We start from the raw sequence: 12,619 nt of genomic DNA, 5'->3' as shown, positions 1-12,619 counted from the left end.
CAACCGGTGAGGGAACATTCGGTGATCACACTTTCATTAACAGGATTGTGACCTTAAGCGGGCAAGACCTGGATACATTAAAATCGAAAAATCATTTACTTAGTAGCCTGGATGCCGGGATGATGCAATTCCGTTCAATGATAAGCTACTATTGAAGTCCGTATGGACTTTGGAGCTGAATACTCAGTTTCTGTTTTGAATTGATTTTTTCGTAGAGTAGATGTTTCCGGTCTTGTCCCTTTTTTATATATAGACCTGTTCAATGCATTAAGCATTGGACTTCATCTCAAATCTTAGACAGATGCGCACTGTCTGGAAATAAATATTATTCACCAAAAAGGAGAAAAACAATGGCACTCGATTATCAGGAGACCTCGAAAAAGATTCTCGCAGCCGTAGGCGGTGCTGAGAATATAACAAGTGCAACCAACTGTATGACACGCCTTCGCCTTACACTTAAGGATGAAACAAAGGCCAGTGATACTCAGGTTAAGAGCATAAAAGGAGTAAAATCCATCGTAAAGCAGGGCGGTCAGTATCAGATCGTTATCGGTAACGAAGTATCTAACCTTTATAAAGAATTTGCAAAGCTTGGAAATTTCACTGAAGGCAGCGCTTCTGCAGTAAAACCAACCGGCAATTTTGCACACAGATTATTCGGATTTGTTGCAGGATGTATGACTCCCCTCCTTCCGGCCATGCTTGGAACAGGTATGGTAAAGGTACTTCTGACCCTTCTTGTGACATTCGGAATGATGGACAAGGCAAGCTCAGGCTATGTGATCCTTTATGGAATGGCAGATTCTTTCTTCTATTTCCTACCTGTTTTCCTGGCTTACCAGATTGCAAAGAAGCTTAACGGTTCACCGGCACTTTACATGGTGATTGCCACAATGATGGTATACCCTGATATCGTTAACCTGATGGCAGGTTCAAATGCAGACCTTCCTCTCGGAACATTCCTTGGTATGCCTGCAACATCACTCTTCGGAGTACCGGTGATCACAGCAACATATACATCTTCTGTACTGCCGATTCTTCTCATGGCTCCCGTCATGAAGGCGGTTGAAGACTTTGCAGACCGTGTATCACCTAACGTTGTAAAGGCTTTCCTTAAGCCAATGCTTTTCCTGCTTATCTGTACTCCTGTAGCCCTCTGTGTATTGGGACCTGTCGGAAATGTTATCGGAAATGCACTTGCCGGAGTATTCTCAGCAATGTATAACGCAGTACCATGGCTTACAGTAGGTATTCTCTCAGCAGCGATGCCATTCATTGTAATGACAGGTATGCACTATGCACTTATTCCGCTCTGCATGAATAACCTTGCAACTCTCGGTTTTGATGTTATCGTAATGGTTACAATGTATTGCTCAAACCTTGCACAGGGAGGCGCAGCTCTCGGAGTAGCAGCCAAGTCAAAGAACACAGATACAAAGTCTGAAGGTATCGCCAGCGGTATCTCAGCAGTAGTTGCAGGTATCACAGAGCCTGCCATGTACGGTATCAACCTTGCAAAAGGTAAACCGATGATTGCTGCAGTTATCGGTGCAGGTCTTGCAGGACTTTTCACAGGAATCACAGGTGTTAAGGGCTATACAATGGGCGGGTCACCGTCACTTTTCTCCATCATAACTTTCATTGGTGGTGAAAATCCTATGAATGGTGTTTACTTCGGTATCATTGGTGCTGTTATCGCAATAGCAGTTCCATTTGTTCTTACAATGATTCTTTACAAAGAGGAAGCCGCAGAAGAGGCAACTGTACCAGAGACAGTAACAGCTGCTGCAAATGATGAAGTCAACAAGCCGATCGTAAAAAAGATTGAGATTGCTGCACCTTTAACAGGTAAAGTGGTTCCTATGTCAGAGATTCCTGACGAAGGTTTCTCTTCGGGTGCACTTGGAGAAGGTGTAGCTATCATTCCTATGGATGGTAATGTTTACGCTCCTGCAGATGGTGTTGTTACCTCAATGATGGATACAAAGCATGCCATCGGCTTGGCTACAGATGAAGGCCTTGAGCTTCTTATACACATTGGAATCGATACAGTTGAGCTTCAGGGTACACCATTTGAGTATAAGACAAAAGAAGGTGCGCACGTTAAGAAAGGTGACCTTCTCATGACTGCAGATCTTAAGGCTATTGAAAATGCCGGAAAGAAGATCATCACACCTGTCATTGTAACCAATTCAGAAGATTATGTTTCTGTAAAAGCATCAAATTGTGCTACAGTAAAGAATGGCGAATGCCTTCTGTCAGTAGTCTGATATCAGGTAAAAACCTGTAAGCGGAATTTTTCTGCGAATATGTGCTTTGTCATTGATGAGTATAGAGGATTTAGGAACAATTTATTCGGAAACTTCATGATGCCGTAAATTTCGGGTTGAATCTGAGGAAACACTGATTATATAAGTGTTATCTCAGAACTTCCGGAGTCGGGGTACGGAATTTCAATGGAGATTAATGCATCGAGTCAAAATCCCGGCAAGGGAAACGCTTTAATCAGCGTTTCCCTATGGCATAATGAAGAATCAAAGTATACCGGCAGCAGGTGATTAAGGTTTGCTGCATCATGAAAGGAGTATTTATGTCAGTATTGAGAGATGATTTTTTGTGGGGAGGCGCAGTGGCAGCCAATCAGTGTGAGGGTGCCTGGAACATTGACGGAAAAGGAGCCTCCGTATCAGATATGTGTACAAACGGAAGTCATAAGACTCCTAAGAGATTAACAACCTCTATTGAACCGGATACTCTTTATCCATCACATGAAGCCATAGATTTCTACCATCATTATGAGGAAGATATTGCTCTTTTTGCAGAGATGGGGTTCAAATGTTTCCGTACTTCCATAAACTGGACCCGTATCTTCCCTACAGGCGAGGAGACAGAGCCAAATGAAAAAGGGCTCGAGTTCTATGACAGACTTTTTGATTGTTGTAAAAAGCATGGAATTGAGCCTTTGGTAACCATATCTCATTATGAGCTTCCGTACAATCTTGTGGAGAAGTACAACGGATGGGAAGGAAGAGAACTGATTGCCTGCTTCGAAAACTACTGTCATGTGATATTTGAGCGCTTCAAGGATAAGGTCAAGTACTGGCTTACTTTCAATGAAATAAATGCAGGAACCATGCCTCTCGGTGCTGTCCTTTCCACAGGTACCGTTAAGGGATATAATGGACCTGTTACTCAGGTGCCGGATAAGCCTCAGGAGCGTTATCAGGCACTTCATCATCAGTTCGTTGCAAGCGCACGTGTGATAAAGTACGCACATGATCATTATCCTGAGTTCAAGATGGGTAATATGATATGTTTTGTACTTTCATATCCTCTGACATGCAATCCGAAAGATGTTCTGCTCAATCAGGAGCATATGAGAGAGGTTAACTGGTACTGTTCGGATGTTCAGGTAAGAGGAGAGTATCCTTCCTATGCACAGAGTATCTGGGACAGATATGGTGTAAAACTAAAGATCGAAGACGGAGACCTTGAAGATCTTAAGGCCGGAACCATAGACTTCTATACTTTCAGTTATTACATGACAAATTGTATCAGCTCTAATCCTGATTCTGAATCGTCAGACGGAAACCTTATTGCAGGTCTCAAGAATCCTTATCTCAAGGCATCTGACTGGGGCTGGCAGATAGATCCTCAGGGACTTAGATTTGCTCTTAATGAAATCTACGACAGATACCGAATTCCTCTTATGGTAGTTGAGAACGGACTCGGCGCTTACGATAAGATTGAAGAGGATGGTACAATCAACGACAGCTACAGAATAGATTATCTTCGTCAGCATATCGAAGAGATGAAGAAGGCTGTAGCAGAGGGCGTTGACCTTATGGGATATACACCATGGGGATGCATCGATCTCGTTTCAGCCTCAACAGGAGAGATGGCTAAGCGCTATGGATTTATCTTTGTTGAGAAATACGATGATGGAACAGGCTCTCTTGCAAGAAGAAAGAAAAAGTCATTTGACTGGTATAAACACGTGATAAAGACAAATGGTGAAGAGCTGTAAGAATTGTTTATTACAGATTAAAAAAGCAGGGGGACGGGACGGCATAATATTTCTTCTGTTTCCCGGGTTTTAAGACAGATTTTTACAGGCAGTATCTAAGAGGCTATCGTTAAAAGCGGTGCCTCTTTTTTGATTAAAATTGTAATACATCTCAAAAAGAAAAAATATGAACTATAAAATAATGAACAAAATATAATCAATATAATGCCAATCTCTTATACATATGCTATAATGAATTTTGTTGGATTGTGAAAATAAAAACAATAAATATAAAACATGTCCGACAATCAACGACGAATTCTTAAGGAAAACGCTGATATAATCAGTATTTCCTGAGTATTCAGCTCTAACGTCAGTACTTCGTTTGATGAATTCAGATTGTCTGACGTTCAATTTTAGGAGGATAGTATGAGAAGAAACAAAGCGCTCGTTCTGAGTCTGGCTGCATCCATGGCACTTACTGCCTGCGGATCATCAGCCGGTACACCGGAAGCAACAACAGCAGCTGCCAAGGAAACAACAGCTGCAGCAGAGACAACAGAAGCAGCCAAGGCTGAAGGAAATGTGAGTGGAGAGTTCGAAGGAACAGCCCCCGGCATGCAGGGTCCTGTTACTGTAAAGCTTACAGTAGAGGATGGGAAGATCACAAAGGTTGATCTTACAGAAATCAGTGAGACAGAGTCTCTCACAACTGTAGCCAAGGAAAGAATTCCGGCACAGATCGTTGAACATCAGACAACAAAGGTTGATGCTGTTTCAGGTGCAACACTTTGTTCTAATGCAATCATGAGTGCGGCAAGAAAGGCTGCAGAGGCAGCAGGTCTTGACCTTGCAGCTCTTGATGCAAACGAATGGCATGCTACAGCAGGTGCTGATGAAACTTATGATCAGGATGTAGTAGTTGTAGGCGGCGGCGGAGCCGGACTTTCAGCAGCTATATCAGCAGCACAGCAGGGCGCAAAGGTTACTCTCATTGAGAAAGGTTCTGTTCTCGGCGGTGACACAATGATGGCCGGCGGAGCATTCAACTGTGTAGACCCTGAAGCACAGTCTGAGCGTGTTATGAGCGTTGCAGAAAAGAATACACTGGACGAGTATCTCGCTCTTAAGACAGATGACAAGGATCTTCACTTCGATCAGTTCCCTGAGTGGAAGGAAGTTCTTACAGAGCTTCAGGATGACCTTAAGAAGTTCTTTAAGGACAATGAGGGTAAGGAAGCCGGCAAGGATATGCCTGGTTACGATTCCATCCCTCTTCATATGTGGCACATCTACACAGGCGGTCTTCGTGAGATGAATGATGGCTCATGGGTAGCTTCAAACATCGATCTTGCAAGAAACCTTGCTGAGAACGCTCTTGATTCCTACGACTGGACAGGAGATCTCGGAATAGAGACTGCAAGCCATAAGGGTGCAGGTGAAACACTTTACACTGTTCTCGGCGCTATGTGGCCAAGAACCCATGCTTATCAGAATGGTGCACCTCTTATCAAGGCTCTTAAGGATGCAGCAGATAAGGCCGGTGTTACTGTTTACACAGAGACAGCAGGTAAGTCACTTATCACAGACGCAGACGGAAAGATCGTTGGTGTTATGGCTGAGAAGGCTGACGGAACAAAGGTTACTCTCAATGCCACAAAGGGTGTTGTTCTTGCCTGTGGCGGATACTGCGCTAACCCTGCAATGGTTAAGAAGTATGATGAGTACTGGGGCGATGATCTTACAGATCACACACTTACAACAAACGTTGGAACAAATACCGGTGACGGTATCGTTATGGCTCAGGAAGTAGGCGCAGGCACAGTTGATCTCGGTGTTTCACAGCTCATGCCTTCATCTTCACCTGTAAAGGGAACCATGACAGACGGTATCTGGGCAGACGCTTCAGAGCAGATCTGGATAGACGGAAAGGGCAACCGTTTCGTAAACGAGTATGCAGAGCGTGACGTTCTTGCAAAGGCATCTCTTGGACTTGATGACGGAATCTTCTACATCATCTATGCAGGTTCTTCAAAGGATACAGGAAAGTGCGAGGGTGCAGATCCTTCAGCATCACTTTTCGGAAACACTGTAGAGCACATGGTAGAGACAAACAACGTCTGGTACGGATCAACTCTTGCCGAGCTTGCTGAGGCTACAAAGACAAAGGCAGCCGGTGTTGCTCCTGCATTTACAGAGGAAGCTCTTCGTGAGACAATCGAGAAGTACAACTCATACGTTGAAAACCAGAAGGATCCTGATTTCGGAAAGGGTGTTCTTGCCGGTGAGATCGATCTTGAGGCTATCGAGAAGGATCCTGATGTTGGTATCGTTATCTCTCCAAGAAAGGCTTCTCTCCACCATACAATGGGTGGTGTAACCATCAACACAGACGGACAGGTTGTTGATGAAGAGGGCAATGCTATCGCAGGTCTCTTCGCAGCAGGTGAGGTAACCGGAGGTGTTCACGGTGGTAACCGTCTGGGTGGTAACGCTATCGCTGATATCTTCACATACGGACGTATCGCAGGTGCTAACGTTGTAAAGCTTAATTCATAAGAAAGTCATTATTCAGACAGAGCTCAGTGTGAGCCGAATATGGCGTATAAATCAGATATGACATTAAGCATAAGCGGCATAGGATGATTTATAAATACTGCATTTAAACATTATATTAATGCGGATGGTATCAGATGATATCATCCGCATTTTTGTAAGTTATGAAAAATATTCCCAAAACGAATAAAGGACATAGTTGACATGTCTTTTAATAAGGCTTTATAATTCTAGATATTAAAAGATATATAAATCAAGTCTTAAATTATATGTCCGAAAACAAATCAAGAATATTCGGAAGGGGAGTAAACATGGGTATAACTGCATTAGCATCTGAATCAAAAGAAATTGTAAGAACATTATATTTCGACGACAGCATCTTGGCCAGATTCTTTGGTAAATCTTCAAACTACACTGAGATACCCGGTGATCTTTACGGCAGGTTCAATGTCAAAAAGGGACTCAGAAATGAAGATGGTACCGGAGTATTGGTTGGTCTTACAAGAGTTTCGGACGTAGTGGGCTATGTTAAAGACAAAGACGGAAAAGTTACTCCCTGTGATGGAGATCTTCTTTACAGAGGCTACAGTATACATGACCTCATCAATAATCGTCAGGGAAACTTCGGATTTGAGGAAACCTGTTTTCTGCTTTTGTTCGGGTATCTGCCTGATGAAAAGCAACTGAACAATTTCAAAGGTTGCCTTGCAGACAGATATGCGTTACCGGATAATTTTCTTATAAATGAGATTCTCGGATCACCTTCACTTAATCTTATGAATCGTCTCCAGACATTGACTCTTCAGCTTTACAACTACGACGATACACCTGATGATACCGATGTGTATGAAACTTTGAGAAAAGGACTTAATATCATAGCGAAGTTACCATATCTTGCATGTTATGCATATCAGGCAAAGCTGCACAAGGCTTATCATGACTCGCTGATCATTCACTATCCAAAGAAGGAATATTCTATTGCTGAAAATATCCTTCAGATGCTTAGACCGGATGGCAGGTTCACAAAGAAAGAGGCCAATCTTCTTGACGCACTTCTTGTTATCCATGCTGACCACGGCGGCGGAAACAATTCAACATTTACTGATGTTGTAGTAGGTTCAACGGGAACAGACCTCTACTCGGCGATCTGTGCAAGCCTCGGAGCGTTAAAGGGACCTAAGCATGGAGGAGCCAATATCTCGGTGCATAAGATGATGGAAGATGTCATTGCTTCAACTGGATATACGCAAGACAAGAGTAAGTTAAAGAAGATTGTTAATGACATACTGGACAAAAAGTTCTATGACAGAAGCGGTCTCATCTACGGTTTCGGTCATGCTGTTTATACATTGTCTGATCCAAGAGCTGAATTGCTTCGTGACCTTTGTCAAAAACTTGCGACTGACAACGGAATGATCACAAAATTTAATTTCTACAGACTGTTTGAGGATACCGTTCGCGAGGTGCTGGTAGAAAGAAAGAAGAAAACATTACCTACCAATGTGGACTTCTATTCAGGTCTTGCCTACAGCATGCTTGGTATACCGGAAGAACTGTTTACACCGCTTTTTGCCATAGCAAGAGTATCGGGGTGGGTGGCTCACAATATCGAGAACAAGTTATACGATGGTCGTATCATGCGTCCTGCGACAAAATATGTAGGAAACGTAAATGAGTATGTGGATATGAAATTAAGACCTTAAATCCATTCAAAATATATATCAATAAATGAGTCGGTAAAAAAAACTTTTCAACCGGCTCATTATTTTTGATTAATAATACTCTTAAATTTAAGTTGAAAGATGGAAAACAGCCTAACTGTTATACAATATGACTATTATAATCCGAATTGGCGCCTGAATATTATGTAAAATGACATATTTTATAAAATTTATGTTATAATTATCTCAGCTACATTTTGCACTTTGGGGAGTGCAGGAAAGGTTTGGGTCACACATCATGAGTAACAGAGTAAAGAGAAACGTTATAGTTGGACAGTCCGGAGGCCCGACAGCGGCCATCAATTCATCTTTGGCAGGAGTATACCGTACAGCAAAGGACAGAGGATATAAGAAAGTATACGGTATGCTTCACGGTGTACAGGGTCTCCTGGAGGGAAGATACATCGATCTTTCAGAACATATCAGGACAGGACTTGATGCAGAGCTTTTGAAAAGAACACCTTCTGCATATCTCGGTTCCTGCAGATATAAACTTCCTGATATCTATGAGAATAAGGATGTTTACGAGAAGATCTTTAAGATTCTTGAAGAACTTGAGATAGATTGTTTCATCTATATCGGTGGTAATGATTCCATGGATACGATAAAGAAGCTTTCTGATTACGCCATTGTAACAGGATCTGATGTACGTTTTGTAGGATGCCCGAAGACTATTGATAATGATCTTGCACTGACAGATCATACTCCCGGATACGGTTCAGCTGCAAAGTATATCGGTACTTCCGTTAAGGAGATCATCAGAGACGGATGGAGTCTGGAGACTACAAAGGGGCAGGTTATCGTTGTAGAGATCATGGGAAGAAATGCCGGATGGCTCACTGGTGCTGCAGCACTTTCAAAGGGTGAGGACTGTGATGGCCCTGATGCTATCTACCTTCCTGAGTTACCTTTTGATGTTCCTGCATTTGTTCAGAACTGTAAGAATCTCCTGGCAAAGAAGAGATCGGTTGTTATTGCCGTTTCGGAGGGTATTCATACAGCTGACGGAACATATATAAGCGAGATGGGCAATACTACAGAGTATGTAGATGCATTCGGACACAAACAGCTTACAGGAACAGCAAGATATCTTTGCACGGTTCTGTCACAGGAGATAGGATGCAAGACACGTTCCATCGAACTTTCAACACTTCAGAGAGCAGCAAGCCACTGTGCATCAAGAGTAGATATTCTTGAAGCTTATGAGGTAGGCGGTGCAGCTATGAAGGCGGCTGACGAAGGAGACAGCGGAAAGATGGTTGTCATTCAGAGACTTTCCGATGACCCGTATCAGGCAGGAACAGAGGTTAAGGATGTTCATAAGATTGCAAATGATGAGCGTCTTGTTCCGAGAGAGTGGATCACAGCTGATGGAACGTATGTTACCAATGAGTTCATAACTTATGTAAGACCTCTTATTCAGGGTGATGTCGGAGCAGTTATGGTTGACGGTATTCCACGTCATCTCTATGTTCCGGGATATCAGGATCTTCTGTAACCGTTTTTTAAAAATGATGTGAGTGTCAAAAGTGAGATAGACGTATGACACTTATGTCATATAAATCTCCTTATATTTAAAAGGCTCTCCATTACCTTGAACGGTAAGGAGAGTCTTATTTTAATCATTAATGAGTCCGTATGAGAAAAGGTTCTGTTACTGATATTTAAGACACTTTGATTAATCCGCTTAAGTCCATAAAACCTGTGGAGAAGTCATCGAGATGTTCCTCTTTGTCTACGAAGGAAAGTGCAACTTCACATTTTTTTGTCTTCAGCAACTCGTCATCTACTTCATAAGAACGGATTCGATCGGTTTCATAAATGTAGCCGGCCGGTAACAGTCCGTTAAGGATTTTTTCGGATTTGACTACTGAACCGTCAACTCTGAACTCAAGATCATCGATATAGTAATTCTTATCAGAATTATTTCTTATGTAGAGTTTATATCCGCTCAGATAGTCTTCATCATTAAATATTCCGAATACATCCAGATTTCCGTTTGAGTATAACCGTGGCATATCACTTAAATCCTTAATATCGCTTGCTTCCGGAGCAGTAGTATGAATATATGAAGGAATATCAAGACGACCGGTGTAGGTATAATCAATGGCTCCAACCTCGATATAATCAAATATGAGTTCAGAAAGATCATTTCCGGAATCATGCCATAGTTCCTCATAGTAGGTTACATCCGCATTTTTCCTGAAATAATCGTAGGCATAAATAAAACCTCTCTGTCGGAAAACACCATTTACACCGCAGCACTTCAGTACGAGGTAAATGTTTTTGCCCAATCCGTTTTGAACTCTAAAACCAACTTTGGCAGCATGCTTTCCTTCCGTGGAAGAAGCATTATCGGCACTCTCATCTTCATAAATACCGGTGACTGTTATAATTACGCCATCCTTATTATAGATGACACTGTCGCCTTTTACGGTGTAGTCAGCTACAACGAAATTTTGATAGCTGTTAGTATTAACGTTCTCATTGCTTTTGTATTTGTGTTGATCATAGAGATAATAACCAAAAGCTGCCATGAGAAGGAAAGAAGCCATCATCACAATAAGGATGGTAATTTCTTTACGAATTCTTCCCATGATTTCACTTTTCATAACGATAGCTTTTTTCTCACGCTTTTCATTCACGGCATCAGTGCCTTCCTTTATGAATGAATCTTTTAGTTGATGCCTCTCAATCCAATCGTGATTAAGATCATAAGGTGCTCCGCAATGCGAGCAGCACTTATCTATATGAGTATCGATCTTTGCACCGCAGTATTCGCAGGTTATAAAAGGATCACTGTACTCGAGTTTTTTTACTTCTTCATAAGCCGCTTTCTTAAGTTCGTACTCACTGAAGGCATTGGCTTTGGCCTTGTTGTAACGAAACACATCAATGATCAGAAGGATGCAAAGGCCAAGGAAAATAAGAAACAGTATCATTAATTTTTACTCCAAAACACTTATTTTTAACTTATGGATTCTATCATATTTTCATAATACAAAAAACCCTTTCAGGTTAATTACATATAAACCTGAAAGGGACCCAAGTCTGAGTGTTCAGCAGTACATCTGCCTTCGACTTTTTAATCGAAGGATCTACTCGGCTTTGAGCGCTTCAAAGGAATCTGTAAGGATTCCTGCTCTATGCACACGAATGTGTGCGTTGGCGCTAATCAGTGAGTGGCAAATATTTTTGACACTCATGTCATCTTATGATTGCATAAGCCATATCAGCAGCATACATGAGTAACATGAAACCACCTTCGATTCTTGAAATCTTTCTCTGTGTTGTGGCGAAGATCAGAGCTACAACAGTTACAACCACAAGGATGATCATATCAATACAGGATGCAACATTGACCTCAACAGGATGGATCACTGCGGATACTCCGAGGATGAAGAGGATATTAAAGATATTTGAACCGACAGTATTACCGATAGCCATGGCAGCTTCCTGTTTTCTGATGGCAACAAGAGAAGTGACAAGCTCGGGAAGAGAAGTACCGAAAGCAACAACTGTAAGACCGATGAGGGTCTCTGACATTCCTGCCGCTCTTGCAATCTCTTTAGCGCAGTAAACAACGATCTGACCACCGGCAATGATGATTGCGATTCCAAGTAGGATCATTCCGATTGACTTAAGAAGGCTGTAGGTGGGAACTTCATCTGATTCTGAGTTGCTCTTTCGTGCGACTATGATGAGATTGATTATGTAACCGATCAAAAGTATAACAAGTACAATTCCGCCGGCTCTTGTAACAACACCTGCATGCTGAGCAACATCAATATTGAGAAAGCCCCCATTTAAAAGTATAGGGCCACAGCTTGTGATAAGAGCGAATATGGTAATGATTATCGAGAAAGGAATATCTCTCTTTATGGCGTCACTTTCAACCGATACCGGTTTCATAACGGCGCAGATTCCGAGTATGGCAAGGAGATTAAACAGATTGGAACCAACCACGTTACTGATGGCAATTTCATTTGAACCCTGAAGTGATGCCGATATACTTACTGCCAGTTCCGGAGCACTTGTTCCGAGAGCAACGATTGTCAGTCCGATGATAAGTGCCGGAACATTGAACCTTCTTGCGATGGAAGAGCTTCCGCTTACAAAGATATCTGCGCCTTTTATAAGTGCGAACATACCAAGTGCCAGAAATAAGATGTAGATAATGACCATTTTTCCTCCTGAATTTAAACATAAGGTCGAAGCTTCACGCATAAAAAGGCGAGACCTTACTGCCTTTAAATGCAGTTAAAGTCTCGCTAATAAAAACATATCCCGGGGCATATACCCGTACTGACGAAATATGTGCCACAACTATATGGAA

General features: G+C 42.1%; 7 protein-coding genes. 5 read left to right on the top strand and 2 right to left on the bottom strand.

Features of this window, described 5'->3' with window-relative positions; translation table 11 throughout:
- Nucleotides 1-350: 350 nt before the first annotated feature.
- The 5 genes from BM294_RS07880 (at nucleotide 351) to BM294_RS07860 (ending at nucleotide 9,781) form a co-directional block, all read left to right on the top strand.
- A complete protein-coding gene (locus BM294_RS07880) occupies nucleotides 351-2,270 on the top strand; it encodes a beta-glucoside-specific PTS transporter subunit IIABC (RefSeq protein WP_091206579.1) in 1,920 nt (639 codons plus the stop codon).
- Between the two features lie 320 nt (nucleotides 2,271-2,590).
- Nucleotides 2,591-4,027 (top strand): glycoside hydrolase family 1 protein, encoded by a 1,437-nt coding sequence (locus BM294_RS07875; protein WP_091206577.1) that lies wholly within the window; start codon nucleotides 2,591-2,593, stop codon nucleotides 4,025-4,027.
- A gap of 408 nt (nucleotides 4,028-4,435) precedes the next feature.
- Nucleotides 4,436-6,565 (top strand): FAD-dependent oxidoreductase, encoded by a 2,130-nt coding sequence (locus tag BM294_RS07870; RefSeq protein WP_175494593.1) that lies wholly within the window; start codon nucleotides 4,436-4,438, stop codon nucleotides 6,563-6,565.
- Between the two features lie 308 nt (nucleotides 6,566-6,873).
- Complete coding sequence (locus BM294_RS07865) at nucleotides 6,874-8,265, top strand: citrate synthase (protein ID WP_091206575.1); 1,392 nt, start codon at nucleotides 6,874-6,876, stop codon at nucleotides 8,263-8,265.
- A gap of 256 nt (nucleotides 8,266-8,521) precedes the next feature.
- The gene (locus BM294_RS07860; RefSeq protein WP_091206572.1) at nucleotides 8,522-9,781 is read left to right on the top strand and encodes a 6-phosphofructokinase; all 1,260 of its coding nucleotides are present in this window, start codon (nucleotides 8,522-8,524) and stop codon (nucleotides 9,779-9,781) included.
- A gap of 166 nt (nucleotides 9,782-9,947) precedes the next feature.
- Here the strand turns inward: BM294_RS07860 and BM294_RS07855 are convergent, their stop codons facing one another.
- Together BM294_RS07855 and BM294_RS07850 are read right to left on the bottom strand one after the other, a co-directional pair.
- Entirely contained in the window at nucleotides 9,948-11,225 is a 1,278-nt protein-coding gene (locus BM294_RS07855) for a hypothetical protein (protein ID WP_091206569.1), read from the bottom strand.
- Nucleotides 11,226-11,490: 265 nt separating this feature from the next.
- Nucleotides 11,491-12,468 (bottom strand): calcium/sodium antiporter, encoded by a 978-nt coding sequence (locus BM294_RS07850; protein ID WP_091206566.1) that lies wholly within the window; start codon nucleotides 12,466-12,468, stop codon nucleotides 11,491-11,493.
- Nucleotides 12,469-12,619: the final 151 nt, after the last annotated feature.

Source organism: Oribacterium sp. WCC10 (assembly GCF_900113415.1).
GTDB lineage: Bacteria > Bacillota > Clostridia > Lachnospirales > Lachnospiraceae > Oribacterium.
This window is presented reverse-complemented; position numbering and strand designations above follow the sequence as displayed.